This is a genomic window from Streptomyces sp. NPDC060028 (assembly GCF_042736725.1).
Taxonomy (GTDB): Bacteria; Actinomycetota; Actinomycetes; order Streptomycetales; family Streptomycetaceae; genus Streptomyces.
Genome location: NZ_JBHWVJ010000014.1, coordinates 47,283 through 74,196 on the forward strand (window position 1 = coordinate 47,283; position 26,914 = coordinate 74,196).

The 26,914-nt window shown below is 73.6% G+C and carries 25 protein-coding genes and 1 riboswitch; of the genes, 12 read left to right on the forward strand and 13 right to left on the reverse strand.

What is annotated here, in order from left to right:
- Positions 1-5: 5 nt before the first annotated feature.
- The 5 genes from ACFWBF_RS10170 to ACFWBF_RS10190 all read right to left on the reverse strand — a co-directional run bounded on the left by ACFWBF_RS10170 (position 6) and on the right by ACFWBF_RS10190 (position 3,916).
- Positions 6-197, reverse strand: a complete 192-nt coding sequence (locus ACFWBF_RS10170) for a hypothetical protein (RefSeq protein WP_385598088.1) — start codon at positions 195-197, stop codon at positions 6-8.
- A 27-nt stretch (positions 198-224) separates the two neighbouring features.
- The gene (locus ACFWBF_RS10175; RefSeq protein WP_385598091.1) at positions 225-656 is read right to left on the reverse strand and encodes an Asp23/Gls24 family envelope stress response protein; all 432 of its coding nucleotides are present in this window, start codon (positions 654-656) and stop codon (positions 225-227) included.
- Between the two features lie 146 nt (positions 657-802).
- Positions 803-1,582 carry an enoyl-CoA hydratase/isomerase family protein gene (locus tag ACFWBF_RS10180; protein WP_385598094.1) on the reverse strand — a complete coding sequence of 260 codons (780 nt, stop codon included), beginning with the start codon at positions 1,580-1,582 and terminating at the stop codon, positions 803-805.
- 172 nt (positions 1,583-1,754) lie between these two features.
- Positions 1,755-1,976 carry a helix-turn-helix domain-containing protein gene (locus ACFWBF_RS10185; protein ID WP_007263382.1) on the reverse strand — a complete coding sequence of 74 codons (222 nt, stop codon included), beginning with the start codon at positions 1,974-1,976 and terminating at the stop codon, positions 1,755-1,757.
- 341 nt (positions 1,977-2,317) lie between these two features.
- A complete protein-coding gene (locus tag ACFWBF_RS10190; RefSeq protein WP_385598096.1) occupies positions 2,318-3,916 on the reverse strand; it encodes an ABC-F family ATP-binding cassette domain-containing protein in 1,599 nt (532 codons plus the stop codon).
- A 260-nt stretch (positions 3,917-4,176) separates the two neighbouring features.
- Between ACFWBF_RS10190 and ACFWBF_RS10195 the strand changes: the two genes are divergently transcribed.
- Both ACFWBF_RS10195 and ACFWBF_RS10200 read left to right on the forward strand, forming a co-directional pair.
- Positions 4,177-5,070, forward strand: a complete 894-nt coding sequence (locus ACFWBF_RS10195; protein WP_385598099.1) for a neutral zinc metallopeptidase — start codon at positions 4,177-4,179, stop codon at positions 5,068-5,070.
- Between the two features lie 85 nt (positions 5,071-5,155).
- Complete coding sequence (locus ACFWBF_RS10200; RefSeq protein WP_385598102.1) at positions 5,156-5,551, forward strand: VOC family protein; 396 nt, start codon at positions 5,156-5,158, stop codon at positions 5,549-5,551.
- A 74-nt stretch (positions 5,552-5,625) separates the two neighbouring features.
- Here the strand turns inward: ACFWBF_RS10200 and ACFWBF_RS10205 are convergent, their stop codons facing one another.
- Together ACFWBF_RS10205 and ACFWBF_RS10210 are read right to left on the reverse strand one after the other, a co-directional pair.
- Positions 5,626-7,032 (reverse strand): hypothetical protein, encoded by a 1,407-nt coding sequence (locus ACFWBF_RS10205; RefSeq protein WP_385598105.1) that lies wholly within the window; start codon positions 7,030-7,032, stop codon positions 5,626-5,628.
- 117 nt (positions 7,033-7,149) lie between these two features.
- Entirely contained in the window at positions 7,150-8,292 is a 1,143-nt protein-coding gene (locus ACFWBF_RS10210; protein ID WP_385598108.1) for an alpha/beta hydrolase family protein, read from the reverse strand.
- A 292-nt stretch (positions 8,293-8,584) separates the two neighbouring features.
- On the opposite strand from ACFWBF_RS10210, the gene ACFWBF_RS10215 reads away from it, so the two are divergent.
- From ACFWBF_RS10215 to ACFWBF_RS10245, 7 genes are all read left to right on the forward strand, one after another.
- A complete protein-coding gene (locus ACFWBF_RS10215) occupies positions 8,585-9,862 on the forward strand; it encodes an anion permease (RefSeq protein ID WP_385598111.1) in 1,278 nt (425 codons plus the stop codon).
- A 28-nt stretch (positions 9,863-9,890) separates the two neighbouring features.
- Positions 9,891-10,112 carry a hypothetical protein gene (locus ACFWBF_RS10220; RefSeq protein ID WP_385598116.1) on the forward strand — a complete coding sequence of 74 codons (222 nt, stop codon included), beginning with the start codon at positions 9,891-9,893 and terminating at the stop codon, positions 10,110-10,112.
- A gap of 124 nt (positions 10,113-10,236) precedes the next feature.
- Positions 10,237-10,380: riboswitch (cobalamin riboswitch) on the forward strand.
- A 37-nt stretch (positions 10,381-10,417) separates the two neighbouring features.
- The gene (locus ACFWBF_RS10225) at positions 10,418-11,380 is read left to right on the forward strand and encodes a cobalamin biosynthesis protein (protein WP_385598119.1); all 963 of its coding nucleotides are present in this window, start codon (positions 10,418-10,420) and stop codon (positions 11,378-11,380) included.
- On the forward strand, positions 11,377-12,897 hold the full coding sequence (locus tag ACFWBF_RS10230; protein ID WP_385598122.1) for a cobyric acid synthase: 1,521 nt from the start codon (positions 11,377-11,379) through the stop codon (positions 12,895-12,897). The genes ACFWBF_RS10225 and ACFWBF_RS10230 overlap by 4 nt, the downstream gene beginning before the upstream one ends.
- Positions 12,898-13,072: 175 nt before the next feature.
- On the forward strand, positions 13,073-15,220 hold the full coding sequence (locus ACFWBF_RS10235; protein WP_385598125.1) for a putative cobaltochelatase: 2,148 nt from the start codon (positions 13,073-13,075) through the stop codon (positions 15,218-15,220).
- Positions 15,220-15,819 (forward strand): cob(I)yrinic acid a,c-diamide adenosyltransferase, encoded by a 600-nt coding sequence (gene cobO / locus ACFWBF_RS10240; RefSeq protein ID WP_385598127.1) that lies wholly within the window; start codon positions 15,220-15,222, stop codon positions 15,817-15,819. The genes ACFWBF_RS10235 and cobO overlap by 1 nt, the downstream gene beginning before the upstream one ends.
- A complete protein-coding gene (locus ACFWBF_RS10245) occupies positions 15,813-17,213 on the forward strand; it encodes a cobyrinate a,c-diamide synthase (RefSeq protein ID WP_385598130.1) in 1,401 nt (466 codons plus the stop codon). Before cobO ends, ACFWBF_RS10245 begins: the two co-directional genes overlap by 7 nt.
- Before the next feature lie 2 nt (positions 17,214-17,215).
- Here the strand turns inward: ACFWBF_RS10245 and ACFWBF_RS10250 are convergent, their stop codons facing one another.
- The gene (locus tag ACFWBF_RS10250; RefSeq protein WP_385598133.1) at positions 17,216-17,959 is read right to left on the reverse strand and encodes a ZIP family metal transporter; all 744 of its coding nucleotides are present in this window, start codon (positions 17,957-17,959) and stop codon (positions 17,216-17,218) included.
- 98 nt (positions 17,960-18,057) lie between these two features.
- On the opposite strand from ACFWBF_RS10250, the gene cobC reads away from it, so the two are divergent.
- Positions 18,058-19,479, forward strand: coding sequence for an Rv2231c family pyridoxal phosphate-dependent protein CobC (cobC, locus tag ACFWBF_RS10255; RefSeq protein ID WP_385598136.1), 1,422 nt, complete (start codon positions 18,058-18,060; stop codon positions 19,477-19,479).
- A gap of 104 nt (positions 19,480-19,583) precedes the next feature.
- Positions 19,584-20,831 (forward strand): CapA family protein, encoded by a 1,248-nt coding sequence (locus ACFWBF_RS10260; protein ID WP_385598140.1) that lies wholly within the window; start codon positions 19,584-19,586, stop codon positions 20,829-20,831.
- Positions 20,832-20,859: 28 nt separating this feature from the next.
- On the opposite strand, the gene ACFWBF_RS10265 is transcribed toward ACFWBF_RS10260, so the two are convergent.
- Together ACFWBF_RS10265 and ACFWBF_RS10270 are read right to left on the reverse strand one after the other, a co-directional pair.
- Complete coding sequence (locus tag ACFWBF_RS10265; RefSeq protein WP_385598143.1) at positions 20,860-21,798, reverse strand: SCO1860 family LAETG-anchored protein; 939 nt, start codon at positions 21,796-21,798, stop codon at positions 20,860-20,862.
- A gap of 305 nt (positions 21,799-22,103) precedes the next feature.
- Positions 22,104-23,180 carry an amidohydrolase family protein gene (locus ACFWBF_RS10270; protein ID WP_385598147.1) on the reverse strand — a complete coding sequence of 359 codons (1,077 nt, stop codon included), beginning with the start codon at positions 23,178-23,180 and terminating at the stop codon, positions 22,104-22,106.
- Positions 23,181-23,325: 145 nt separating this feature from the next.
- Here ACFWBF_RS10270 and ACFWBF_RS10275 point away from each other — a divergent pair, with 145 nt between their 5' ends.
- Positions 23,326-24,426 carry a pyridoxal-phosphate-dependent aminotransferase family protein gene (locus tag ACFWBF_RS10275; protein WP_385598150.1) on the forward strand — a complete coding sequence of 367 codons (1,101 nt, stop codon included), beginning with the start codon at positions 23,326-23,328 and terminating at the stop codon, positions 24,424-24,426.
- A 2-nt stretch (positions 24,427-24,428) separates the two neighbouring features.
- Here ACFWBF_RS10275 and ACFWBF_RS10280 read toward each other — a convergent pair whose 3' ends face one another.
- The 3 genes from ACFWBF_RS10280 to ACFWBF_RS10290 form a co-directional block, all read right to left on the reverse strand.
- Positions 24,429-25,499 (reverse strand): aminotransferase class V-fold PLP-dependent enzyme, encoded by a 1,071-nt coding sequence (locus tag ACFWBF_RS10280; RefSeq protein ID WP_385598153.1) that lies wholly within the window; start codon positions 25,497-25,499, stop codon positions 24,429-24,431.
- A gap of 87 nt (positions 25,500-25,586) precedes the next feature.
- Entirely contained in the window at positions 25,587-26,342 is a 756-nt protein-coding gene (locus ACFWBF_RS10285; protein WP_385598156.1) for a DsbA family oxidoreductase, read from the reverse strand.
- Between the two features lie 64 nt (positions 26,343-26,406).
- The gene (locus ACFWBF_RS10290) at positions 26,407-26,886 is read right to left on the reverse strand and encodes a GNAT family N-acetyltransferase (RefSeq protein ID WP_385598160.1); all 480 of its coding nucleotides are present in this window, start codon (positions 26,884-26,886) and stop codon (positions 26,407-26,409) included.
- Between the last annotated feature and the right edge of the window lie 28 nt (positions 26,887-26,914).

Consider the following 26,914-nt stretch of genomic DNA (forward strand, 5'->3'; position numbering starts at 1 on the left):
GGGCCTCACCTGCGCCGGTCGTCGCGGTTGCGGGGGCGGAAGAGGTCGCCCGGATCCAGATCGCCGTCGAGGAACCGGCCGACGACGAAGCCGATGGCGCCGAGGGCGGCCACCAGCAGAAAGGCCCCGAATCCGCCGAAGTAGCCGGCGAACCCCAGTGCCATGCCGGCCAACAGGCCGACGACCGCCATGCTCATACGAGCTCCCTTCGGCAAGAGGAACGGCTACTGGAGCCGTGATTCCGGCTCCTCGTCTTCCTCGTCCGGAAGTTTGACGTCGCTGACCGCGATGTTCACCTCGACGACCTCCAGGCCGGTCATCCGCTCCACCGCCGAGATGACGTTCTCACGGACGGCCCGGGCCACGTCCCGGATCGACACGCCGTAATCGACGATGATCTCCAGGTCCAGAGCGGTCTGGACCTCGCCGACCTCGGCCTTCACGCCCCGGCTGACGGACGCCTTGGAGCCGCCGGGGACCCGGTCCCGGACGGCGCCGAAGGTACGGGAGAGGCCGCTGCCGCTGCCCATGGCGTGGACGCCGACCACCTCGCGGGCGGCCAGCCCGGCGATCTTCTCGACCACTCCGTCGGCGATGGTGGTGCGGCCCCGGTCGCCGGGGTCCTTGGCGATGCTCCCTGAAACGGAATCGGTCATCGGCTGTCCCTTCGCGCGTACGGACTCCCCCACCACGGTATGCCTCCGAGCCCGCGACCGCGCGGCACCACCTCCCGTCGGCGGAGTCCGGGGCTCCGCCCGGACCCCCGCCCCAGGGGGTGGAGCCCCAGGGGTGGAGCCGCGGGTCAGTCGGAGAGGCCGGCCAGGTCGCGCAGCCGGCGGGCCTGCGCCGCACGCTCGGCGGTGCGCTGCTCGTCGTACGCCCGGGACCCGGCGCCGCGCAGCAGCGCCTTGGTCTCGACCACGGCGTCCCGCGGCGCAGCCAGCAGCGCGGTGGTGAGGTCCTGGACGGCGGCGTCGAGCTCCTCGGCCGGTACGACCAGGTTGGCGAGGCCGACGCGCTCGGCTTCCTCGGCATGCACGAAGCGGCCCGTCGCGCAGATCTCGAGCGCGCGGGCGTAGCCGACCAGGGAGGTCAGCGGGTGGGTGCCGGCGAGGTCGGGCACCAGGCCCAGACTGGTCTCGCGCATGGCGAACTGCACGTCGTCAGCGACAACGCGCAGGTCGCACGCGAGCGCGAGCTGGAAGCCGGCACCGATCGCGTGCCCCTGCACGGCGGCGACGGAGACGACGTCGTTGCGCCGCCACCAGGTGAATGCCTCCTGGTATTCGGCGATGGTGGAGTCGAGCAGTTCGTCCGAACCGCGCGCCAGGTCAAGGAAGGAAGGCTCACCCTCGAAGCCCTCGGGGGTGAATGCCGCCCGGTCGAGCCCTGCGGAGAAGGACTTGCCCTCGCCGCGCAGCACGACGACCCGGACGGTGCCCGGCAACGACCGTCCGGCCTCCGTCAACGCCCGCCAGAGCGCGGGGGATTGAGCGTTTCGCTTGGCCGGATTGGTCAGTGTCACCGTGGCGACCGTGTCGTCGACGGTGAGCCGTACGCCGTCCTTGTCGAGCAGAGCCATCTGTGTGCCTCCGGTGTGCAGTCGGCCGCGATCTCGGCCTAAGTGACTGCACAGTAACCACCCAGCCGGCCATGGGGCCGACCGGGGGTCACCGAAGGAACCGTCGGAGCTGAAACCCCTGGAACCATGGGAACCATTGGGACTGATCGGGACCAAATGTGGAACCGGTGGGTCAGGCCGCAGCCGCCTTCTTGCCACGCGTCGCGCCACCGCGACCGCGCAGCGTGACTCCGGACTCGCTGAGCATCCGGTGGACGAATCCGTAGGACCGGCCGGTCTCTTCGGCCAGCGCCCGGATACTCGCACCGGAGTCGTACTTCTTCTTCAGGTCTGCCGCGAGCTTGTCGCGCGCGGCGCCGGTTACCCGGCTGCCCTTCTTCAGAGTCTCGGCCACCCGTGCCTCCTCATGGGAAGTGCGCTCTGGACTTCTCATGATCACCCCTCCCACGCTTCCTGGCCACCCATTCAGCAAGGTCGGTACGACGGCATTTCCCGAGGAGTGGACATGCGAGCAGAACGGAATCTCCTCTTCCGCCGCATGACCTGCGTCACACTCCTTACCGCTCGGCAGGAATCACCAGGTCAGGGGCCGGACGTCGAAAAAGAGCGACCCCGGTCACGCATCCGCGAGGATGCGGCCGGGGCCGTCGAAGAGCGTGCAGCGGTACGAGACCGTCTCACTCAGATGATGGATCACGCCTGAGCCGAATGATCCATAAGGAACTGGATCACACGTCAGGCAAGCGACACGAGGTCCCGGTAGTCCGGGCCCCACAGGTCCTCCACGCCGTCCGGGAGCAGGATGATCCGCTCCGGCTCCAGCGCCTCCACGGCCCCCTCGTCGTGCGTGACGAGGATGACCGCGCCCTTGTACGTGCGCAGCGCGCCCAGGATCTCCTCGCGGCTGGCCGGGTCGAGGTTGTTGGTGGGCTCGTCGAGCAGCAGCACGTTGGCGGAGGAGACGACCAGCGTGGCCAGGGCCAGACGGGTCTTCTCGCCGCCGGAGAGCACCCCGGCCGGCTTGTCCACGTCGTCGCCGGAGAACAGGAAGGAGCCGAGGGTCTTGCGTACCGCGACCAGGTCCAGGTCCGGCGCGGAGGAGCGCATGTTCTCCAGCACCGTGCGCTCGGGGTCCAGGGTCTCGTGCTCCTGGGCGTAGTAGCCGAGCTTGAGACCGTGGCCCGGGACGACCGTGCCGGTGTCGGGCTTCTCGGTGCCCGACAGCAGGCGCAGCAGGGTGGTCTTGCCGGCGCCGTTGAGGCCCAGGATGACGACGCGGGAGCCCTTGTCGATGGCCAGGTCGACGTCGGTGAAGATCTCCAGCGAGCCGTACGACTTCGACAGGCCCTCGGCGGTCAGCGGGGTCTTCCCGCAGGGCGCCGGGTCCGGGAAGCGCAGCTTGGCGACCTTGTCGGAGACGCGGACGGCCTCCAGGCCGGACAGCAGCCGCTCGGCGCGCTTGGCCATGTTCTGCGCGGCGACGGTCTTGGTCGCCTTGGCGCGCATCTTGTCGGCCTGCGAGTTGAGGGCCGCAGCCTTCTTCTCGGCGTTCTGGCGCTCGCGCTTGCGGCGCTTCTCGTCGGCCTCGCGCTGCTGCTGGTAGAGCTTCCAGCCCATGTTGTAGACGTCGATCTGGGCGCGGTTGGCGTCCAGGTAGAACACCTTGTTCACGACGGTCTCGACCAGGTCGACGTCGTGGGAGATCACGATGAAGCCGCCGCGGTAGTTCTTCAGGTAGTCGCGCAGCCACACGATCGAGTCGGCGTCGAGGTGGTTGGTGGGCTCGTCGAGGAGCAGGGTGTCGGCGTCGGAGAAGAGGATGCGCGCGAGCTCCACGCGGCGGCGCTGACCGCCGGAGAGGGTGTGCAGCGGCTGGCCGAGCACCCGGTCGGGAAGGCCGAGGGCCGCGGAGATGGTCGCTGCCTCGGACTCGGCGGCGTACCCGCCCTTGGTGAGGAACTCCGTCTCCTGGCGCTCGTACTGGCGCATCGCCTTCTCGCGGGTGGCGCCGGCGCCGTTGGAGATGCGCTCCTCGTTCATCCGCATCTTCTTGAGCAGGACGTCGAGACCGCGCGCGGACAGGATCCGGTCGCTGGCCAGGACGTCGAGGTCGCCGGTGCGCGGGTCCTGCGGGAGGTAGCCGACCTCGCCCGAGCGGGCGATGGAGCCGGCGGCGGGCTGACCCTCGCCGGCGAGGCACTTGGTGAGGGTGGTCTTGCCCGCTCCGTTGCGGCCGACCAGGCCGATGCGGTCGCCCTTGGCGATGCGGAAGGAAGCGGACTCGATGAGGACGCGGGCGCCGGCGCGCAGCTCGACGCCGGTGGCGGTGATCACGGAAATACTCCAGGGCGGGGTGGGGACGGCGGAAGGCAGGACGCGAAGCTTCGACGCCGCTAATCCGCGAGGAGATTTGCCATGAGAGTCATTCTACCGGGGGTGCGCAACTACTTTCCGGGCCGCCGGACGGCCGGCCTCCTCGCCCCCGGGTCCCCCGTTCGGCCCACGGATCACGCCGGTGCGCCCGGGCGCGCATCAGGATGAACGGGTTGATACTCGCCGCAGGGGCGGCCACGAGGATGCGAGGGCGGTGCGGGATGCAGTTCGACGACAACGCCAACCTGGACACTTCCGAGGTCAAGGACGTGCGCGGCGGCGGCCGGATCCCGGGCGGGAAGGCCACGATCGGCGGCGGCGTCGTCGGTCTCATCGCACTGATCATGGGGCTGCTGTTCGGCGTGGGTCCGGAGCAGCTGGGCCTGACCGACGGCAGCTCGGAGCCCACGGCGACCTCCTCCTCCGTCGCGCAGGTGCAGCAGACGTGCAAGACCGGCAAGGACGCGAACGAGCGGGAGGACTGCCGGATGGTCGCGGTGGTCAACAGCGTCCAGGACTTCTGGAAGCAGGAATTCCAGCGGCGCCAGGGCCAGTACAGCCCGGCGCAGACGGTGTTCTTCACCGGCCGGGTGAACACGGCCTGCGGGGCGGCGACCGCGGCGGTCGGCCCCTTCTACTGCCCCGGTGACCGGCAGGTCTACCTGGACCTCGGCTTCTTCGGCGACCTGAGGACGAAGTTCGGCGCCTCCGGTGGACCCTTCGCCCAGGCGTACGTGATCGCCCACGAGTACGGGCACCACATCCAGAACCTGACCGGCACCCTGCAAAGGGCCCAGGACGGGCAGCAGGGCGCGAACAGCAACGCGGTCAAGGTCGAGCTCCAGGCCGACTGCTACGCCGGGGTGTGGGCGCGCCACGCGACGACGACGCCGGACGAGTCCACGGGCCGCCCGCTGATCACCAGCCTGACCGACCAGGACATCCGGGACGGCCTGGACGCGGCGGCCGCCGTCGGCGACGACCGGATCCAGGAGAAGTTCCAGGGCCGGGTGACCCCGGAGTCCTGGACCCACGGCAGCGCCGAGCAGCGCCAGCAGTGGTTCTACCAGGGGTACCGCACGGGCGACATGGCCCAGTGCAACACCTTCCGCTGACTGTCGGCGGCGCCTGCCATGCTGTGGTGCGGGTCACTTGCCGGCCCATTGACCGACCCGCACTGCACGAGAGGGAGTGATCGTCATGGCAGGTGTTCCGTCCATTTACCCGACGCTGCTCTACGGCGACGCCAAGTCCGCGATCCAGCAGCTGACGGAGGCCTTCGGCTTCACCCAGGTGGCTGTGTACGAAGGGGATGACGGCGCCGTGATGCATGCGGAGCTGTCGTACGGGAACGGCGCGGTGATGCTCGGCAGCAAGGGCCGGGGCGGCGTCTTCGACAAGGCCATGGAGGGCGCGGGCCCGGTGGGGGTCTATGTCGTGGTCGACGACGTGGACGCGCACCACCGCCGAGCCGTCGAGCACGGGGTGCAGATCCTGATGGAGCCGACCGACCAGGACTACGGGTCGCGGGACTACATGGCCAAAGACGCCGAGGGCAACATCTGGAGCTTCGGGACCTACGCGCCGCAGGTCTGACCGACCCGCGGCGCTTCCGGTTCCGGTTCCGCTTCCGGTTCCACTTCCGCCCCCCACTGCCCTCGTACGGGGCGCTACGCGCCGCCGGTGTGGACCTGGAAGGCCGCCCGGCGCACCGCCTTGGCGAGGGCCGGGTCGGGGTGGGCGGCGGCCAGCGCGACCAGCACCTGCACGGTGCGGGGGTGGCCGACCGCGCGGACCTCGTCCAGCAGTCGCGGGACGGTGGTCCGCACGGCCGAGTCCAGGTGGCGGGCCAGCAGGTCGGCCTCGCCGTGGTCGGCGATGGCGGCCGCGGTGTCCACCCAGAGCCAGGTCGACTCCTCGGCGGTCAGGACGTCCTGGGCCTCGTCGGGGTCCACCCCGTCGTGCTCGGCGAGCCAGAGCAGCGCGTAGGGGCGCAGCGTCGCCTCGCGCGAGGCCGCCCGCACGTCGGGTTCGGCGGGGGCGCCGACCACGCGCAAGGCCTCGAAGGCCAGGCCGCGCAGCAGGGCGTCCTCGCCGCGGGCCGCGTGCAGCAGCTCGGAAACGGCGTGGCCGACCGGCCGGGCGGCGAGCCAGGCCTGGTACTCGGCACGGGCCGGGCCCGGGGTGAGCCGGGCGCACCCGTGCAGCATGGCGGCGGCGGACTGCTCGATGTTCCCGGCCGGGCTCTGCGCGGCGACGCAGATCTGCTCCAGCTTGACCCACACCGCCCAGCTGCCGAGCGGGGTGAGGGTGGCCTGCGCCGGGCCGAGGGTGACGGCGTCGACCGCGGCGAGTCCGCCGAGCGCCCAGCGCAGCAGGCGGGCGAGCGGCACGGGGGCCACGGCGGGCATGGCGTCCGGCGCGGCGGTCTCGTAGGGGATCTCGCACCGTTCGTCGCGCAGTTCCTCGACGCGCTGTCCGAGCAGGTCCAGCAGGTCGGGGACGCTCACGGGTCCGGCGGACAGCTGGAGCAGGGAGAGCAGCTGGGGCATGGCCTCGACGACCTCGGCGACGACCGCGGGGGCGATGTCGGCGGGGGCCGGGTGGACCAGCGACCAGGCGTCGAAGAGGGCGACCCAGCCGCGCAGTACGGCGGTGTCGTCGCGGTCCCAGGCGCGCAGCCGCCAACCGGGGCGGGCATGGCCACCGTGCACCTCGACCAGGCCGGCGAGCCGGGACCGGTCCCAGCCGACCCGGATCTGGCCGTGCGTCAGGTGCAGTTCGGCGGCGGCACGTTCGACGTCGGAGGCGGGCAGCGCGGCCGCGGGGGCGGGCCGACCGCCGTCCCCGGCACCGAGGTTGAGCTCGGCCCAGCGCGCCAGCCGTACGGCGTCGGCCAGCGAGGCGCGGGCCCGGTTCGCGAGGTCGGCCGTGGCGGGGGTGCCCGCCGGAGGCCTAGGGGTGGTCCGGGTTCGCCGGTCGGTCACCGCCTTGCGGGCCGTGGCAACGGACCGCGGGGAGACGAGGCGGAGTCTGGAGTCGCGAGCCAACTGCTCATCAGGCTTTCGGGACGTCACGGAAGCAGTCTCGCCCGTCACCGGCCGAAAGCCCAAACGGAACCAGCCAGTTCCACCTGTGACCACCGGGAGATAATAGGACAAACCACCCACCCTGCCTCCTACGGCACACGGCCTTTACACAAGAGCGGTGAGGAAGCGGCGCAAGGCCTCCTCGTAACCCGCCGGGTCGGCGTTCCACATCGCCCCGTGCGCGGCCTCGCGAACGGGGCGCAGGGTGACGAGGTCCGGCCGCGCGGCGGCGAGCCGGCGGGCGGGCTCCCAAGGGGCGAGGGTGTCGTCCGGGCCGTGGAAGATCAGGACGGGCACCTTCAGCGCGCCGGGGTCCGCCCCCGGCGCCCGGTGGTCGGCCCGCAGTCCGGCGTGCGCCTCGGCCGCCCGGACCGCGAAGGGCAGCAGCACGGCCGGGGTGCGGCGGGCCGCGGCGAGCGCGCGCAGGGTGGCGTGCCAGTCGAGGACGGGCGAGTCGAGCACCAGCCCGGAGATCCGGTCGGCCAGCGCCGAGCGCTCGGCGGCCCGCAGGGCCATGGCCGCGCCGCTGGACCAGCCGTGCAGGATCACGCGGCGGGCGCCGTAGCGCAGGGCGTAGCGGATGGCGGCGTCGAGGTCGCGCCACTCCGACTCGCCGAGGTGGCCGAGACCGTCCGGGGAGGCGGGGGCGCCGAGGTCACCCCGGTAGGCCACGTCGAGGACGGGCAGCCGGTGGCGGTGCAGGAAGGGCATCACCACCATCGGGTGCTCGCGGGTGGCGCCGAGCCCGTGGACGGTGATCACCCAGGTGTCGCGGGCGGCGGGCACGAACCAGGCGGGCAGCGCCCCGAGCTCGCCGGGGATGTCCACGTCGGCGTGGTCGAGGCCGAGGGCGGTGCGCGGATTGCCCAGGTGCACCTGCGGGGTCAGGGTGACGCGGGTGCCCGGGTCGAGGCTGCCGTGGGTGACGGCGAGCAGACGGCGTACGACGGTGTCGGGATCGTGCGGGGCGTCGGCGATCACCGGGCCGACGACCGCGTGCACCCCGGGCGCGGTCAGTCCGTAGGTACCGGCGCGCAGGGAGGCCAGGGAGCGGGTCAGTTCGATGCGGCCGGCGGCGGTGGAGTGGACGCTGAGCCGGGGCCCGCCGGGCAGGGGGCGGCCGAGCTCGGGCCGCAGCGCCGCGTCGGCGGCGTACCGGCCGGCCAGGACGGCGGCCACGACCGCGGCCGCGCCGGTACCCAGGAGGGTCGTGGTGACGGCCGCTGCCGTCGCTGTAGCGGTGCGCACCGCTCCAGTGTCGGGGCCGGGGCTCCCGGGGGCCACCGGGCGCGCCACGGAGGGTGATCTGGATCTCCTCGCGGGGCCGTGCGAGGGAGCCGGGGCGCCGGAAGTCCCTTGCCGTGGGTTCCGTTCACCGGGCCCTGACGTGCATTAATGGGTATATCTACGCCAGTGGGGGGACAAACGTCCCGATCACACGTCTCGGGCAGACACCACACCGCCCATGTCAGTTCACCTTCCGTTCATCCAGGTTGCTTACGGTCCACGAGCCACTGACGTCAAACAGAAGCCTGGGTAAATGGAGCACATAACGCTTCTCCTCGGGATCGTGATCATCACCGCTCTCGTGTTCGACTTCACGAACGGTTTTCACGACACGGCCAACGCGATGGCCACCACCATCTCGACCGGCGCCCTCAAGCCCAAGACTGCGGTGGCCATGTCCGCCGTGCTGAACCTCGTTGGCGCGTTCATGTCCGTGGAGGTCGCCAAGACGATCTCCAAGGGCCTGGTCAACGAAGAGGGCATTCAGCCAGAAGTGATCTTCGCCGCCCTGGTCGGCGCGATCCTCTGGAACCTGGTCACCTGGCTCGTCGGGCTCCCCTCCAGCTCTTCCCACGCCCTCATGGGCGGTCTGATCGGTGCCGCGGTCGCCTCCGCCGGCCTCGACGCCGTCAACGGCAGCGTCGTCGTCACCAAGGTGCTCATCCCCGCGCTCGCCGCGCCCCTGGTCGCCGGAATCGCCGCGCTGCTGGCCGCCAAGGTCACGTACAAGCTCGGCAACAAGGTCGGCGAGAAGACCTCCACCAAGGGCTACCGCGCCGGCCAGATCGCCTCGGCCGGTCTCGTCTCCCTCGCGCACGGCACCAACGACGCGCAGAAGACGATGGGCATCATCACCCTGGCGCTGATCGCCGGCGGTGCGCTCGCCCCCGGCTCCAACCCGCCGGTGTGGGTCATCGTCTCCGCCGGCATGGCCATCGCGCTGGGCACCTCCCTGGGCGGCTGGCGCATCATCCGCACCATGGGCAGCGGTCTGACCGAGCTGCAGCCGCAGCAGGGCTTCGCCGCCCAGACCTCGGCCGCCAGCGTCATCCTGGCCTCTTCCAGCCTCGGCTTCTCCCTCTCCACCACCCACGCCTGCTCCGGCGCGGTCATGGGTGCGGGCCTGGGCCGCAAGGGCGGTGTGGTCCGCTGGTCCACCGCCACCCGCATGTTCATCGCCTGGGGCCTGACCCTGCCGGCCGCGGCCCTGGTCGCCTCCGGCGCCGAGCTGGTCATGCGGACCGGTGACGTCGGCGTCGTCGCCGTCGCGCTCTTCCTGGTCGCCTCCTGCTTCGCCATCTGGGTCATCTCCCGCCGCCAGGTCGTCGACCACCACAACGTCAACGACGTGGAGCCGCTCGCCGCCACCGAGGCGGAGCAGCCCGGCGTGGTCACCGCCGCCATGGCCGCCGTGGCCGTCCCGCCGACCGCGGGCACGACCGCCGCGGTGACGGACGAAGACCTCAAGGCCACCATCCCGGCCGCGACGGCGACCCTCACGACCCCTGCGGCTCCGGCCGCCGCGGTCTGACCCCGAGAACGACAGAGGAAACGGCAGTATGAAGATCGACTGGGCAGCACTCGGCTCCGTCTTCGGGGTCAGCCTCTCCGCCACCGTCGCGCTCGTGGCCCTCTTCACCCTGGGTCTCGTGGGCCTCTCCAAGCACGAGTCCGCCACCGAGCAGGGCGGCGCCGCCACCCTGGCCCGCAGCGGCGCGTACGCCTGCTTCGCGCTGTGCGCGGTGGCCGTGACGTACGGCATCTACCTGATCATCAGCTGAGGCACCTGCGCACCACGCGTCAAGGCTCCCTCCGGGTTTGTCCCGGGGGGAGCTTTCGCATACCTCGTCGCCTACCCCGTCGCCTGCCCCGTCCCAGGTCAACGGCGAGTTGACGGGCCTTCGCGGTGCGTGGTGGACTGCCCGAGCCAATACGGCGGCATGGAGAGGAAGTCCGGTGCGAATCCGGCGCGGTCCCGCCACTGTCACCGGACCACTCGGCCGAGTGCGATCCGGGAGCCAGGAACTCTCGTCGCCGGTCACGTCGAACCAGGGCGCGGACCCTGAGTGAGGACATACCTGCCACCATGCGTGCCGATCGCGTTTTCGCGTACGGGGCCACGGCGGGCCTGATCGGCGACCGGATCCTCGGGGATCCGCGCCGAGGGCACCCCGTGGCAGCCTTCGGACGAACCGCCGCCGCCGTCGAGCGCGCCCTGTGGCGCGACGACCGCGCCCGAGGCGTCCTGCACACCCTGCTGTGCGCCGGGGGCGCGGCCGCCGTCGGCGCGCTGGGCGCGCGAGCCGTGCGCTCCCGGCCCGCGGCAGCCCGTATCGCCCTGACCGCGGCCGCCACCTGGGCCGTCGTGGGCGGCACCTCGCTGGGCCGGGAGGCCCGCGCCATCGGCGGGGCGCTCGCCGCCGGGGACGCCGAGGTGGCCCGGGAGCGGCTGCCTCACCTGTGCGGGCGCGACCCACAGGCCCTGGACGAGCAGCAGATGGCCCGCGCCGTCGTGGAGTCGGTCGCCGAGAACACCTCCGACGCGGTCGTCGGGGCCCTGGTGTGGGGAGCCCTCGCCGGCGTCCCCGGGCTGCTCGCGTTCCGCGCGGTGAACACCCTGGACGCGATGGTCGGCCACAAGTCGCCCCGCCACCTGCGCTACGGCTGGGCCTCCGCCCGGCTGGACGACGTCGCGGGCTGGCCGGGCGCCCGGCTGACCGCGCTCGCCGCCGTGGTGGCCGGCCCCGACCGGCGGGGGGCCGTACGGGCCTGGCGCGCGGACGCCGCCGCCCACCCGAGCCCCAACGCCGGGCCCGTGGAGGCCTCGTTCGCCGGGGCGCTCGGCGTACGGCTGGGCGGGACGCTCGCGTACGGGGGCCGGGTCGAGCACCGGGCCGTGCTGAACGGCGGGGCGGGGCGGCCCGTGGAGGTCGCGGACATCGAGCGGGCGGTACGTCTTTCGCGGCAGGTGACGTGGCTGGCGCTGGGGGCCTGCGTGGCGGCCCGGCTGCTGGTCTCCCGTACGAAGAGGAAGGGGCGGCGCGCATGAGCGGCGCGAGGCGCGGCGGCGGACTGCTGGTCGCCGGTACGACATCGGACGCGGGCAAGAGCGTGGTCACGGCGGGCATCTGCCGCTGGCTGGCCCGACAGGGCGTCAAGGTGGCCCCGTTCAAGGCGCAGAACATGTCGCTGAACTCGTTCGTGACGCGGGAGGGCGCCGAGATCGGGCGGGCGCAGGCGATGCAGGCGCAGGCCGCGCGCGTGGAGCCGACCGCGTTGATGAACCCGGTGCTGCTCAAGCCCGGCAGCGACCGGAGCAGCCAGGTGGTGCTGCTGGGCAAGCCGGTGGGCGAGATGAGCGCCCGTGGCTACCACGGGGGGCGCCAGGAGCAGCTGCTCGGCATCGTCACGGACTGCCTGGAGCAGCTGCGGGGCACGTATGACGCCGTGATCTGCGAGGGGGCGGGGAGTCCGGCCGAGATCAACCTGCGCCGGACCGACATCGTGAACATGGGGATCGCGCGGGCCGCGCGGTTCCCGGTGGTGGTGGTCGGGGACATCGACCGGGGCGGGGTCTTCGCGTCCTTCTTCGGGACGACGGCGCTGCTGTCGCCCGAGGACCAGTCGCTGATCGCCGGGTACCTGGTGAACAAGTTCCGCGGCGACGTCTCGCTGCTCGAGCCCGGCATGGAGATGCTGCGCGGGCTCACGGGGCGGGCGACGTACGGGGTGCTGCCGTTCCAGCACGGGCTCGGCATCGACGAGGAGGACGGACTGCGGGTCTCGCTGCGCGGCGCGGTACGGGAGTCCGTGGTCGCCCCGCCGGTCGGCGAGGACGTGCTGCGGGTCGCGGTGTGCGCGGTGCCGCTGATGTCGAACTTCACGGACGTGGACGCGCTCGCGGCGGAGCCGGGAGTGGTCGTGCGGTTCGTGGACCGGGCGGAGGAACTCGCCGACGCGGACCTGGTCGTCGTGCCCGGCACCCGCGGCACGGTCAGGGCCCTGGCCTGGCTGCGCGAGCGCGGCCTCGCGGACGCGCTGGTGCGGCGGGCCGCGCAGGGGCGGCCGGTGCTGGGGATCTGCGGCGGGTTCCAGGTCCTGGGCGAGCACATCGAGGACGAGGTCGAATCCCGGGCGGGAGCGGTGGACGGCCTCGGCCTGCTGCCGGTACGCATCCGCTTCGAGCGGGAGAAGACCCTCGCGCGGCCGGTGGGCTCGGCGCTCGGCGAGCCGGTCGAGGGGTACGAGATCCACCACGGCGTGGCCGAAGTCCTGGGCGGGACCCCGTTCCTGGACGGATGCCGGGTCGGTTCGGTGTGGGGGACGCACTGGCACGGCTCGCTGGAGTCGGACGGCTTCCGCCGGGCGTTCCTGCGCGAGGTGGCCTCGGCGGCCGGGCGCCGCTTCGTCCCGGCCCCGGACACGTCCTTCGCCGCGCTGCGGGAGGAACAGCTGGACCTGCTGGGGGACTTGATCGAGGAACACGCCGATACCGCTGCGCTGCTGCGGCTGATCGAGTCGGGCGCCCCGACGGGCCTGCCCTTTCTACCGCCGGGCGCCCCGTGACGGGCCGGGCCCTGCGAGGCTCTCCCCCACCCCGCCCCTTCCCGAAACTGGGCTCCGCCCAGACCCGGTCCTCAAACGCCGGACGGGCTGACTTTCAGCCCCGCCGGCGTTTGAGGCGCGGGGTCCGGGGCGGAGCCCCGGCAACGGTCCGCACACTAGAAGGAGTGAGCAACGCATGAGCACGCCCTACCCGTTCACCGCACTGGTCGGCCAGAGCGACCTGCGGCTCGCGCTCCTGCTCAACGCGGTGAGCCCCGCGGTCGGCGGCGTGCTCGTGCGCGGCGAGAAGGGGACCGCCAAGTCCACCGCCGTCCGCGCCCTGTCCACCCTGCTGCCGCAGGTGGACGTCGTACCCGGCTGCCGCTTCAGCTGCGCGCCCACCGCGCCCGACCCCGCCTGCCCCGACGGCCCCCACGAGTCCGGCCCCGGCGCCGCCCGCCCCGCCCGCATGGTGGAGCTGCCCGTCGGCGCCTCCGAGGACCGCCTCGTCGGCGCCCTCGACATCGAACGCGCCCTCGCCGAGGGCGTGAAGGCCTTCGAGCCCGGCCTGCTCGCCGACGCGCACCGCGGGATCCTGTACGTCGACGAGGTCAACCTGCTCCACGACCACCTGATCGACCTCCTGCTCGACGCCGCCGCGATGGGCGCCTCCTACGTCGAGCGCGAGGGAGTCTCGGTCCGCCACGCGGCCCGCTTCCTGCTCGTCGGCACGATGAACCCCGAGGAGGGCGAGCTCCGGCCGCAGCTCCTGGACCGGTTCGGGCTGACCGTCGAGGTCGCGGCCTCGCGGGAACCCGCCCAGCGCGTGGAGGTGGTGCGCCGCCGCCTCGCGTACGAGGACGATCCCGCGGGCTTCGCGACCCGGTGGGCCGGAGACGAACACGAGGTCCGCGCCCGGGTGGTGGCCGCGCGGGCGCTGCTCCCGCAGGTCGTCCTCGGGGACAACTCGCTGCTCCAGATCGCCGCGACCTGCGCCGCCTTCGAGGTCGACGGCATGCGCGCCGACATCGTGATGGCCCGTACCGCGACCGCGCTGGCCGCGTGGGCCGGACGGACCGGCGTACGCAAGGAGGACGTACGGCAGGCCGCGCTGCTGGCGCTCCCCCACCGGCGGCGCCGCAACCCCTTCGACGCGCCGGGACTCGACGAGGACAAGCTCGACGAGATCCTGGACCGCTTCCCCGACGAGGAACCGGACCACGACCCCGACCCGGACCCGGAGCCCGAGGGCCCGGACGACGGCGGCGACGGCGGCGACGGCAGCGACGGCCCGGACGGCGACGGCGGCGGCGTGCCCCCGCAGGGCGAAGGCCCGCACGGCGACGCCGAGACCCCGGAATCCGGAACTCCGGACGACCCCGCGCAGGCTCCGGCCGAGGAGCCGGCCCCCGCGCAGGCCGAGGCCCCCGAGGGGCAGCCCTCCGCCCGGGGAGCGGACGCGCCCGAGCAGGCCGCCGTACGGGCCGGCGAGCCGTTCCGCACCAAGATGCTCAGCGTCCCCGGGCTCGGCGAGGGCGCGGCCGGACGCCGTTCGCGCGCCCGCACCGCGCACGGCCGCACCACCGGCGCCGTCCGCCCCCGGGGCCAGCTGACGAAGCTGCACCTCGCCGCGACCATCCAGGCCGCCGCCCCGCACCAGAAGGCGCGCGGCCGCAGCGGGCGCGGGCTCGTGGTGCGCGGGGACGACCTGCGCCAGGCGACGCGCGAAGGACGCGAGGGCAACCTCGTGCTGTTCGTGGTCGACGCCTCCGGCTCGATGGCCGCCCGGCAGCGCATGAGCGCGGTCAAGGGCGCGGTCCTCTCGCTCCTGCTGGACGCCTACCAGCGGCGCGACAAGGTCGGCCTGATCACCTTCCGGGGAGCGGCCGCCGAACTGGCCCTGCCGCCCACCTCGTCCGTCGACGCCGCCGCGGCCCGTCTGGAGCGGCTGCCGACCGGCGGCCGCACCCCGCTGGCCGCCGGGCTGCTCAAGGCCCACGAGGTGCTGCGCATCGAGCGGCTGCGCGACCCGTCGCGCAGGCCGCTGCTCGTGGTCGTCACCGACGGGCGGGCCACCTCGGCCGGCTCCCTCGGCGGCGATCCGCGCGCCCTCGCGGGCCGCGGGGCCCGGCTGCTCGCGGCCGAAGGGGTCGCGTCGGTGGTCGTGGACTGCGAGACCGGCCCGGTCCGGCTGGGGCTGGCCGGCGTGCTGGCCGCCGATCTGGGCGGTCCGGCCGTCAGCCTCGACGGGCTGCGGGCCGACTCGCTGGCCGGGCTCGTCAAGAACGTACGTACATCCGTCGCATCCCACGCTTCGCACAGCAGCAACAGGAGGGCCGCGTAATGCCTCAGGGACAGCCGACCGTCGTTCCCGACGACGGACTCACGACGCGTCAGCGCCGTAACCGCCCGCTCGTCTTCGTCCACACCGGACCGGGCAAGGGCAAGTCGACCGCCGCCTTCGGGCTGGCGCTGCGCGCCTGGAACCAGGGCTGGCCGATCGGGGTGTTCCAGTTCGTCAAGTCGGCGAAGTGGAAGGTCGGCGAGGAGAACGCGCTCAAGGTGCTCGGCGCCTCCGGCGAGGGCGGCACGGTCGTCTGGCACAAGATGGGCGAGGGCTGGTCCTGGGTCCAGCGCGACGCCCAGCTCGACAACGAGCAGGCGGCCAAGGAGGGCTGGGAGCAGGTCAAGCGCGACCTGGCCGCCGAGACGCACCGGCTGTACGTGCTGGACGAGTTCGCGTACCCGATGCACTGGGGCTGGATCGACGTGGACGAGGTCATCGAGGTGCTGCGCAACCGTCCCGGTACCCAGCACGTGGTGATCACCGGCCGCAACGCGCCGGAGAAGCTGGTGGAGTTCGCGGACCTCGTCACCGAGATGACCAAGGTCAAGCACCCGATGGACGCCGGCCAGAAGGGCCAGAAGGGCATCGAGTGGTGACCTCGCTCAACGTACCGCGGCTGGTCGTCGCCGCGCCGTCCTCCGGCAGCGGCAAGACCACCGTCGCGACGGGCCTGATGGCGGCCTTCTCGGAGCGCGGCCTCGCCGTGTCCCCGCACAAGGCCGGGCCCGACTACATCGACCCCGGCTACCACGCGCTGGCCACCGGCCGGCCGGGGCGCAACCTGGACGCCTTCATGTGCGGGCCCGAGCTGGTCGGCCCGCTGTTCGCGCACGGGGCGGCGGGGTGTGACCTCGCGGTCGTCGAGGGCGTGATGGGGCTGTACGACGGGGCCGCGGGGCGGGGCGAGCTGGCGTCGACGGCGCAGGTCGCGAAGCTGCTGCGGGCGCCGGTGGTGCTCGTGGTGGACGCGTCCTCGCAGTCGCGGTCGGTGGCGGCGCTGGTGCACGGCTTCGCCTCGTTCGACCCGCAGGTCCGGCTGGGGGGCGTGATCCTGAACAAGGTCGGCTCCGACCGGCACGAGGTGATGCTGCGGGAGGCCCTGGAGGAGGCCGGGATGCCGGTACTGGGCGTCCTGCGGCGGGCCCCCCAGGTCGCCGCGCCGTCCCGCCACCTGGGCCTGGTCCCGGTCGCGGAACGCCGCGCCGACGCGCTCGCCGCGGTGGCGGCCCTGGCCGAGCAGGTCCGGGCCGGCTGCGACCTGGACGCGCTGATGGCCCTGGCCCGGACCGCTCCGCCGATGGCGTGCGAGCCGTGGTCCCCGGAGGGGGCCGATCCGGCCTCGCCGGCATGTGAGGCGCGGGATCTGGGGCGGAGCCCCGGCCGGCCCCCCGTCATCGCCGTCGCGGGCGGCCCGGCGTTCACGTTCTCCTACGCCGAGCACGCGGAACTGCTCAACGCCGCCGGAGCGGAGGTCGTGACCTTCGACCCCTTGCGCGACGAGTCGCTCCCGGAACACACTGCCGGCCTGGTCATCGGCGGCGGTTTCCCCGAGGTGTACGCGCCCGAGCTGTCCGCCAACGAGCGGCTGCGCGAGGCCGTGGCGGCATTCGCCGCACGAGGCGGCCCCGTGGCCGCCGAGTGCGCCGGGCTGCTCTACCTCGCCCGGTCGCTCGACGGGAAGCCCATGTGCGGGGTGCTCGACGCCGACGCGCGGATGTCGGAGCGCCTCACCCTCGGCTACCGCGAGGCGGTGGCGGTGTCCGACAGCCCGCTCGCGGCCACCGGCACCCGGCTGCGCGGCCACGAGTTCCACCGCACGGTGGTCGAGCCCGGCGCCGGAGCCGCGCCCGCATGGGGGTTCACCCGTCCGGAGCGCCGCGTCGAGGGCTTCGTACAGCAGGGCGTGCACGCGAGCTACCTGCACACGCACTGGGCGGCGGAGCCTTCCGTCGCGCTCCGGTTCGCCCGAGCCGCGGCCGGCAACCGGTGAGGTCACTCCGCGAGGCCCACGACCAGCCAGATCCCGGCCACCCCGCCCACCGTGCACATCAGCGTGGACAGGGCGGGGTGCTTGTGGTGCGCCTCGGGCAGGATCTCGGCGGCCGCCAGGTACAGCAGCACCCCGCCGAAGAAGCCGAGGTACGCACCGAGCGGTTCCTCCGGAAGGGTGAACAGCAGAGTGGACGCCGCTCCCACCACGGGCGCCAGCGCGTCCGCGAAGAGCATCATCAGGGCCTTGCGGCGGGCATTGCCGTAGAGCCGGGTGAGCGTGTACGTGTTGAACCCGTCGGCGAAGTCGTGGGTGATGACGGCCAGCGCCACGGCCACGCCCATCCCGCCGCCGACCTGGAAGGCGGCGCCCAGGGCCACCCCGTCGGCGAGGCTGTGGCCGACCATCGCCGCGGCCGCGGTCAGGCCGACCTCCGGGGCCCGGCCCTGGCCCGCGTGCCCGTCGTCGTTGTCGGCGCCGTGCGCGGCCTGGCGGACGGCCAGGACGCGTTCCGCGACGTGCGCGACGAGGAACCCGCCGACGAACAGCAGCAGGGCGAGCGGGACGCCGAAGACCTTCCCGCCCGCCGCCCGCAGTGCCTCGGGCAGCAGGTCGAGGCCGACCACGCCGAGCATCAACCCCCCGGCCAGGCCCAGCACCAGGTGGCGGCGGTCGGTGACGCGCTGCGCCGTCCATCCGCCTGCCAGGGTCATCAGGAACGCACCCAACGCCACGATCACGGCCATGTGCCCCTGAATACCGATTCCTCGCCGTGCGCGCACTTCCCCGCGCGGGTAGCGGACCACGGACTGTTGACGAAGACGACGGAAGAGGGGTGATCCCGGTGGGCGAGTACGCGGCGCAGCTGGTGGTCGGTGTGGGCGGCCGCGCGGGGGTTTCCGTGGCGGAGGTCTGCGCCCTGGTGGAGGAGACGCTGCGCGGGGCCGGGCTCGCCGCCGGGTCGGTGACGGCGCTGGCGACGGTGGAGGCGAAGGCGGCCGAGGCGGGGATAGCGGGCGCGGCGGAACGTTTCGGCGTGCCCCTGCTCAGCTATCCCGCCGAGCGGCTGGCCGCCATCGAGGTCCCGCATCCCTCGGACTCCGCGCGCGATGCGGCCGGTACGCCGTCGGTGGCGGAGGCCGCGGCGCTCGCGGGGGGCGGGGAGCTCCTCGTACCCAAGCGGCGGTCCGTGGCGGCGACGTGCGCGGTCGCGACGGCCCAGGGTCACGACCTGCGCCACCACGGGGACGCGGAGGTGGTGGACGCCGACGGGTCGCTGGTCGACCTCGCGGTGAACGTACGGGCGCTGACTCCCCCGGACTGGCTCAAACAGCACATCGCGGCGTCCCTCGGCGATCTCGCCGCGTACCCCGACGGCCGCTCCGCCCGCGCGGCGGTGGCGGATCGGCACTCGCTTCCGGTCGAGCGGGTGCTGCTGACAGCGGGGGCCGCGGAGGCGTTCGTACTCGTGGCGCGGGCCTTGGGCGCCGTCCGGCCCGTGGTGGTGCACCCGCAGTTCACCGAGCCGGAGGCGGCTCTGCGGGACGCCGGGCACCAAGTCGAGCGGGTCCTGCTGCGGGCGGCGGACGGGTTCCGGCTGGACCCGGCGGCGGTGCCCGAGGACGCGGACCTCGTGATCGTCGGGAACCCGACCAACCCGACCTCGGTGCTGCACCCGGCGGCCACGCTGACCGCGCTGGCCCGGCCCGGCCGGATCCTGGTGGTGGACGAGGCGTTCATGGACGCGGTCCCGGGCGAACGGGAGGCGCTGGCCGGGCGGATGGACGTCCCCGGGCTGGTGGTGCTGCGGAGCCTGACCAAGACCTGGGGGCTGGCCGGGCTGCGGATCGGCTACGTGCTGGCCGAGCCGGAGGTGATCGCGAAGCTGGCGGCGGCGCAGCCGCTGTGGCCGGTCTCCACGCCGGCGCTGGTGGCGGCCGAGGCCTGCATGACCCCGGGGGCGCTGGCCGAGGCACAGGCGGCGGCCCGGCAGATCGCCGTGGACCGGGCGCACCTGCTGGCCGGGCTCGCGGAGTTCGACGAGGTCTCGGTGGCGGGGGTGGCCGAGGGCCCGTTCGTCCTCATCCGGGTGCCGGGCGCGGCGGAGGTGCGGACCCGGTTGCGGGCCCTCGGCTTCGCCGTGCGCCGCGGGGACACCTTCCCGGGGCTGGACCGGTCCTGGCTGCGGCTGGCGGTCCGCGACCGGGCGACGACGGGACGGCTCTTGCAGGCCCTCGACCACGCGCTCGCGCTCGGGATGCCCTAGGGAGGCCCGTTCGTCACCCGGACGGCCCGTTTCCGATGGCGGCGGGGCCGCGGGTGGGCAAGGATCCCCGGAGGCGTCGGCCGCACGGCAACGGGGGTTCGAGGATGAGGGCATCCGCCAGGACGGGCGCGGCGATCGCCGGGCTCGCGGTCGTGGGCGTGGCCGTGGGCGGCGGGATCGACGCCGCGCCGCGCCTGCCCGGCAAGGGTGGCGGGGCCGCCGCGCAGCAGCGGCTCCAGGCGAGGCCGGACCCCAGCCCCAGCCCGGCCCCGAGCCCGCGTGCGCCCTCGCCCGCCGGGCAGCCGTTCACCCTGGTCGCGACCGGTGACGTCATCCCGTACCCGTCGATCATCCGGCGGGCGGCGGATGACGCGGGGAAGGCCGGGGCGTACGACTTCCGGCCCATCCTCGCCGGGGTCAAACCCCTCATATCCGGGGCCGACCTGGCGATATGCCACCACGAGATACCGTACGGGCGGCCCGGCGGACCCTACGCCGGCTACCCGCTCTTCAAGGCTCCGCACGAGCTCGCCGACGCCCTGCGGGACACCGGGTACGACAGTTGCTCGACCGCCTCGAACCACACCCTGGACGACGGGTACGAAGGCCTCGCCCGCACCCTCGACCACCTCGACCGCGTCGGCGTGAAGCACGTCGGCTCGGCCCGCAGCGCCGAGGAGGCCAGGGCCCCGGCCCTGCTCCGGGCCGGCGGCGCCCTGGTCGCGCAACTGGACTACACGTACGGCACGAACGGCATCCCGCTCCCGGCCGACAAGCCCTGGGCGGTCAGTCTGATCGACGAGGACCGGATCATCGCCGACGCCCGCGCCGCCCGGGCGGCCGGCGCGAACGTCGTCGTCCTCAGCGTCCACTGGGGCACCGAGTGGCAGACCGCGCCCGACCGGCAGCAACGCGAACTGGCACAGGTGCTGACCGCGTCCCGCGGGGCGGACGGACTCCCCGACATCGATCTGATCATCGGCACGCACAACCACGTGCCGCAGCCCTACGAGAAGATCAACGACACCTGGGTGGTCTACGGCATGGGCGACCAGGTGGCCAGCTTCTACGAGGCCGACAAACTGCGCGGCAACATGTCCTCCATCCCGCGCTTCACCTTCGCCCCGGCGGCCGCGCACCCGGGCCGCTGGGAGGTGGTGAAGGCCGAATACCTCACGCAGCATGCGGACACGGGGCCGCCGTTCCGGGTCGTGTGCGCCTCCTGCGCCGCGGCCGACCCCGGCCTCCCCGCCGCCGAGCGGGCCGCGTACGCCGCCGTCGACCGCCAGGTCAGCGCGGCCGTGATGTCACGTGGCGCCGGGGAGCAGGGGCTGGCGCACGCGACCCGCTGACGCGGGAGCCTGCGGCGGCGCGACCTGCCTACGAGGCCCTGCCGCGCCGGGTGATCACCAGCGCGCCCGCGCCGACGCCGAGCAGGATCAGCGCGCCTCCCGCGACGTACGGGGTGAGCGAACCGCCGCCGGTCTCGGCGAGGTTGGCCTCGGTGGTGAGGGCCGATCCGGTCCCGGAGGCGCCCGTCTGGGGTTTGACGTCGGGCGTGGTGCCGGGCGTGGTGCCGGGCGTGACGGCCGGGCTCGGCGCCGGCCCCGCGGGGGACTCGCAGCGTGCCTCGGCGAGCACGAGCTCGCCCTCCACCTGCGCCACGTTCAGGTTGAGCGGGTTCACCGAGACCTTCAGGCGCAGGGCCGCCGCGGCGGCCGTGGTGGAGGTGGTCTCGGTACCGGACAGTTCCAGGCTGACCAGGCCCACGCCCGGCACCTCGATCTTGGTGGGGCCGCCCGCGGAGAGGGTGACCTTCTTGCCGAGCGCGGTCACGGTGCCGAGGACGTTCGAGGTGGCCACGGGCTTGCGGCCCGCCTCACAGACCGCCTTGGAGGTGACCTTCTCCACCTCGATGAGCGAGAGGCCGGGCAGACCCGGCACGTGCACGCGGGCCTTGGCGAGGTTGGCCTCCGCCTCGGCCCGGTTCTTGTCCGCGGTCGCCTTGGACGTGGCGACGTCGGCCCGCAGCACGCTGACGGGCTGCCCCCCTTCGACGCCGTCCAGGGTCACGGTCAGCGCCGTCTTCCCGGCGGACGCCGGGGCACTGACCTCGTTGAGGGTCGTGGTCAGCGGGACGTGCACGGTCTTGTTGAGCAGGCCCACGTCCAGTCCGGCGCGCAGGACGACGGCACTGGCCTTGCCCTCACCCCCGGCGGGGCCGCCTCCCGTGGCGAAGGCGGGCGGAGCGGCGAGCAGGGCGACCGCCCCCGTGGCGAGCAGAGCGGCCGCGGGCATGCGGAAGGTGTTGCTGTTCAAGTTGGTGGAACCCCCGGGGAGATGGGAGCCGTCGCGCCGCCAATGGGGGACATTGCGCGCGCCGACGGCCTCGACCCCGGAATCTTTACGCACTGTGAGTGAACGGGCGGCAACCTGACGTGAGTTCACCCCAAAGGGTGGTTTCCACGCATACATTCGAATTGTTGCGCCTCATGAGGAACTCGAGTTCCCTCAGTCCCCGGACATGACGGACACCAAGCCCCGCCGCCGCCCGGCGAGACCGTTCACAACGAGCGACGGGCCGCCGACGTCACGCCCCGTCAACCGGACGGTTCGGGCCAGGTTCAGGCCACGACCCGGCCGTTGACGACGACGCGCAGCGGCTGGGCCAGCACCCGTACGTCGGCCCGCGGGTCGCTCGCGTAGACGACGAGGTCCGCCGGCGCCCCCTCGGTCAGACCGGGCCTGCCGAGCCAGCCGCGGGCCGCCCACGCCGTCGCCGAGAGCGCCTCCAGCGGCGGGATCCCGGCCTTCACGAGCTCCGCCACCTCGGCGGCGACCAGGCCGTGCGGCAGCGCGCCGCCCGCGTCCGTGCCGACGTAGACCCCGATGCCCGCGTCGTAGGCCGCCCGGACGGTGTCGTAGCGGCGCTCGTGCAGCCGGCGCATGTGCGCCGACCAGGTGGGGAACTTCGCCTCGCCGCCGGCCGCCAGCTTCGGGAAGGTCGCGATGTTCACCAGGGTCGGCACGATCGCGACCCCGCGCTCCGCGAACAGCGGGATGGTGTCCTCGGTGAGCCCGGTCGCGTGCTCGATGCAGTCGATGCCCGCCTCGACCAGGTCGCGCAGCGCGGTCTCGGCGAAGCAGTGCGCGGTGACCCGGGCGCCGAGCCGGTGCGCCTCGGCGATGGCCGCCTCCACCTCGGCGCGCGGCCAGCAGGCGGTCAGGTCCCCGGCGTCGCGGTCGATCCAGTCGCCGACCAGCTTGACCCAGCCGTCGCCGCGGCGGGCCTCCCTGCCGACGTACTCGACGAGGTCGGCCGGCTCGATCTCGTGGGCGTAGTTGCGGATGTAGCGCCGGGTGCGGGCGATGTGGCGGCCGGCCCGGATGATCTTCGGCAGGTCCTCGCGGTCGTCTGTCCATCGGGTGTCGGAGGGGGATCCCGCGTCGCGGATGAGGAGGGTGCCCGCGGCACGGTCCTCCAGCGCCTGGCGTTCGGCGGTCTCGGCGTCGACCGGCCCGTGGGCATCGAGTCCCACGTGACAGTGCGCGTCGACCAGTCCCGGCAGGACCCAGCCGGCGACCTCGGTGATCTCGCGGGCGGCGCGCGGGCGTTCGTACGAGATCCGGCCGCCGACCACCCACAGCTCGTCGCGGACCTCGTCGGGGCCGATGAGCACCCGCCCCTTCACGTGCAGCACCGGACTCGGGTCGCCGGAACCGCGGGGAGGGCCGGGAGGGCCAGGACGGCTGGGACCGCTCACTGCGCTCGCATCGCTCATGTCGGCACCTTACGTGCGTGCTCGATAGGCTTTCGCGGTAACCCCGGACGAAGAGAGCACCGCCGTGACCCACCCCTTCCTGGACCTTCCGCCGCTCACCGCGGAGCACTTCGCGTCGATCGAGCGGGGGGTCGCGGACCTCCTCTCCACCCGGCAGGACGTGGTGATCACGCAGGGCGAGGCGCTGCTGCCGCTGGAGGGGTGCATCCGGTCGGGCGCGCGGCCCGGTTCGACGGCGCTGAACATCGTCACCGGCCCGTACGGGACCACCTTCGGCAACTGGCTGCGCGACTGCGGCGCGACGGTGGTGGACCTGGCGGTCCCCTTCGACACGGCGGTGACGGCGCAGCAGGTCGCCGACGCGCTGGCGGCGCACCCGGCGATCGACTTCGTCTCGCTCGTCCACGCGGAGGCGGCCACCGGCAACACCAACCCGGTCGCGGAGATCGGCGAGGTCGTACGGGCCCACGGGGCGCTGTTCATGCTCGACGCGGTGGCGTCGGTGGGCGCCGAGCCGCTGCTGCCCGACGCGTGGGGCGTGGACCTGTGCGTGATCGGCGCGCAGAAGGCGATGGGCGGCCCGGCGGGCGTCTCGATGGTGTCGGTCTCGGACCGGGCCTGGGCCCGTTTCGCCGAGAACCCGGCCGCGCCCCGCCGCTCGTACCTGTCCCTGCTGGACTGGAAGGAGCGCTGGATCGACGGCGGGCGCAAGACGCTGCTGCACGCGCCGGCGCAGCTGGAGATGCTGGCGCTGGAGGCGTGCCTGGACCGGATCGCGGCCGAGGGGCTGCCCGCGCTGATGGCTCGCCACGCGGCTGCCGCGGCGGCGACCCGCGCGGGCGCGGCGGCGCTGGGCATCTCCCCGTACGTCGGCGGGGCGTCGGCGGCGGCCCCGGTGGCCACCACCCTGCGCGTCCCGGAGGCCTCGCTGGTGGTGGCCAAGGCCCTGGCGGCGGACCCGTCGGTTCCGCTCGCGGCGGGCGGCGGCGCGCCGGCCGGCGAGATGATCCGGGTCAACCACTACGGCCCGGCGGCCGCCCTCGATGCGGTCCAGGCCTCCCTGACGGCGCTCGCGACGGCCCTGGCGGCCGACCCGGCGCCGGCCGTCGCCGGCGCCGCCGCCGCCTGGTCGGCGGCGTCGGCTCCGGGCGCTCCCGCGGCCTGAGGTCAGCCGGAGAGCACGTCGAGCAGCCGGTCCACGTCCGCCTCGGTGTTGTAGAGGTGGAAGGAGGCGCGCAGGCCGCCGTCGCGGGCGGCGGTGGCGATGCCGACCGCCTGGAGGGCGGGCTGACGGTGGGCCAGGCCCGGTACCGACACGATGGGCGCGGTGCCGGGGACCGGCTCGTGGCCCAGCCGGGCGAGGCCCTCCCGGTAGCGGGCGGCCAGGGCGGTGTCGTGGGCCAGGACCGCCTCCACGCCGATCCGCTCCAGGAGCGCGAGCGAGGGCTCGGCGGCGTGGTAGGCGAGGAAGGCCGGCGACTCGTCGAACCGGCGTGCCCCGTGGGCCAGTTCCGGCATCGGGCCGTAGGTCGCGTCCCACATCGACTCCGCCGCCACCCAGCCGGCGTGCAGCGGCACCAGCGTCTGCTGGGCCTCCTCCGAGACCGTGAGGTACGAGGCCCCGCGCCCGCCGAGCAGCCACTTGTACCCGGCGGTGACCGTGTACTCGTACGGGGAGGCGTCGAAGGGCAGCCACCCCGCCGCGTGGGTGGCGTCCACGAGCATCCGCGCCCCGTGCGCGGCCGTCGCGGCGCGCACCGCGGCCAGGTCCGCCGTACGGCCGTCGGCGGACTGTACGGCGCTCAGCGCGACCAGGGCGGTGTCGGGGCCTACGGCTTCGGCGAGGGCCTCCAGCGGGGCGAAGCGGACCTTGAGGTCGTCCCGCACCACGAAGGGGTTGATCACCGAGGCGAAGTCGCCCTCCGGGCAGAGGACTTCGGCCCCCGCCGGGAGCGAGGCCGAGACCAGCCCGACGTGGGTGGCCACGGTCGAGCCGACGGCCACGCGCTCGGCGGCGACTCCGACCAACCGCGCGAAGGACTCCCGCACGCGGTTCACGCGGTCGAAGTCCCCGAAACCGGCGGGGACTGCGGCCGCGGTGGCCTCGGCCAGCTCCCGTACCGCCAAGACGGCGGAACGCGGGAGGATCCCGCAGGTGGCGGTGTTGAGGTAGGTGGTGGTGGGCGCGAACTCGGCGTCGATCACCGCGCGGTTCGCCTGGGAGAGCGGAAGATCCATGCGACCACTCTGCGCGAGGATCCACCCAAAGTCCATGGCCGAATTACCTGCGCCCCACCAAAGGATTCCTTATGGTCCCCTCGCTCGTCAGGACTGCGGGACCGCGCAGGCCCCCTCGGGCTCGCAGACCTCGGCCCCGGCCCCGGCTCCCACGTGGGGCTCGCGCTCGGCGTCCGCGGGCCGGGCGGGCTCCGGCTCGACGGCCCCGCGCTCGGCCCACGCCTGCTCCAGCGCCCGGGTGAACACCTCGGCGGGCTGCCCGCCGGAGATCCCGTAACGGCGGTCGAGGACGAAGAACGGCACGGCGTTGGCCCCCAGCTCGGCCGCCTCGCGCTCGTCGGCCCGCACCTCGGCGGCGTAAGCGGAGTCGTCGGCGAGCACCGCGCGGGCCTCGGCCTCGTCCAGCCCGGCCTCGACGGCGAGCGCGACCAGCACCTCGGGGTCGAAGACGGACCGCTCCTCGGCGAAGTTGGCCCGGTACGCGAGGTCGAGCAGTTCCTCCTGCCGACCGCGCGCGGCGGCCAGGTGCAGCAGCCGGTGGATGTCGAAGGTGTTGCCGTGGTCCCGCCCCTCGGTCCGGTACTCCAGCCCCTCGGCACGGGCAGCGGCGGCGACGTGTTCCTCCATCGCGCGCGCCTCGTCGAGGCTGCGGCCGTACTTCCGGGCCAGCAGCTCCAGAACGGGCGACACCTCACCCTTGGCGCGGTTCGGGTCGAGCTCGAAGGACCGGAAGACGAGTTCCACCTCGTCGCGATGAGCGAAGCCGGCCAACCCCTTGGCGAACCGCGCCTTGCCTACGAAGCACCAGGGACAGGCGATGTCCGCCCAGATCTCGACGCGCATGTTGCTTCTTCTCTCCTCGATCCCGGAACGGACTGTTCCGAGTTCAACCAACCGGCTCGGGGAGTCATTCCCCCAGGCCGAGCCAGAGGATGCGGTGGGAGCCGGGGCGGGGCCCGGAGGGGGCCGGGAGCCAGCCGTGGGCGGCGTAGAAGGCCTGGGCGCGGAGGTTGTGCTCGTAGACCTCCAGGCGGACCCGGTCAACGCCGGCCCGGCGCCAGGCCTCGACGCACGCGGCGTGCAGGGCGGCCCCGGTGCCACGGCGCCAGTGGACGGGGTCCACATGGAGCTGGGTGAGGGTGGTCTCGCCGGCCGTCGTGCGGAACGCGGCGATCCCCGTGAGTGCGCCGTCCTGCTCGGCGCAGAGCACCCCGCCGTCGGCGCCGGCCCGGGCGATGGCCGCGGACCAGCCCTCGCGCGTCCGCGCGAGCTCGCCGACGCCTCCGTACTCCTCCTCGGGAATCCGGCCCTGGTAGTACGTGGCGCGGGCCCGGGTGTGGAGGGCGGCTATGGCGTCGAGGTCGGCGGGTCGCGCGATTCTGATCATGGGAAAGAAAACGCGCCGGGAAGCCTGT

Bases quoted from the DNA above. Each gene is read 5' to 3' on its own strand.
- ACFWBF_RS10215 (WP_385598111.1), top strand. From the start codon at position 8,585: ATGGAGCACATAACGCTTCTCCTCGGGATCGTGATCATCACCGCTCTC.
- ACFWBF_RS10290 (WP_385598160.1), bottom strand. From the start codon at position 26,886: ATGATCAGAATCGCGCGACCCGCCGACCTCGACGCCATAGCCGCCCTC.
- ACFWBF_RS10280 (WP_385598153.1), bottom strand. From the start codon at position 25,499: ATGGATCTTCCGCTCTCCCAGGCGAACCGCGCGGTGATCGACGCCGAG.
- ACFWBF_RS10180 (WP_385598094.1), bottom strand. From the start codon at position 1,582: ATGGCTCTGCTCGACAAGGACGGCGTACGGCTCACCGTCGACGACACG.
- ACFWBF_RS10285 (WP_385598156.1), bottom strand. From the start codon at position 26,342: ATGCGCGTCGAGATCTGGGCGGACATCGCCTGTCCCTGGTGCTTCGTA.
- ACFWBF_RS10200 (WP_385598102.1), top strand. From the start codon at position 5,156: ATGGCAGGTGTTCCGTCCATTTACCCGACGCTGCTCTACGGCGACGCC.
- ACFWBF_RS10170 (WP_385598088.1), bottom strand. From the start codon at position 197: ATGAGCATGGCGGTCGTCGGCCTGTTGGCCGGCATGGCACTGGGGTTC.
- cobO (WP_385598127.1), top strand. From the start codon at position 15,220: ATGCCTCAGGGACAGCCGACCGTCGTTCCCGACGACGGACTCACGACG.
- ACFWBF_RS10260 (WP_385598140.1), top strand. From the start codon at position 19,584: ATGAGGGCATCCGCCAGGACGGGCGCGGCGATCGCCGGGCTCGCGGTC.
- ACFWBF_RS10230 (WP_385598122.1), top strand. From the start codon at position 11,377: ATGAGCGGCGCGAGGCGCGGCGGCGGACTGCTGGTCGCCGGTACGACA.
- ACFWBF_RS10235 (WP_385598125.1), top strand. From the start codon at position 13,073: ATGAGCACGCCCTACCCGTTCACCGCACTGGTCGGCCAGAGCGACCTG.
- ACFWBF_RS10195 (WP_385598099.1), top strand. From the start codon at position 4,177: ATGCAGTTCGACGACAACGCCAACCTGGACACTTCCGAGGTCAAGGAC.
- ACFWBF_RS10175 (WP_385598091.1), bottom strand. From the start codon at position 656: ATGACCGATTCCGTTTCAGGGAGCATCGCCAAGGACCCCGGCGACCGG.
- ACFWBF_RS10250 (WP_385598133.1), bottom strand. From the start codon at position 17,959: ATGGCCGTGATCGTGGCGTTGGGTGCGTTCCTGATGACCCTGGCAGGC.
- ACFWBF_RS10225 (WP_385598119.1), top strand. From the start codon at position 10,418: ATGCGTGCCGATCGCGTTTTCGCGTACGGGGCCACGGCGGGCCTGATC.
- ACFWBF_RS10220 (WP_385598116.1), top strand. From the start codon at position 9,891: ATGAAGATCGACTGGGCAGCACTCGGCTCCGTCTTCGGGGTCAGCCTC.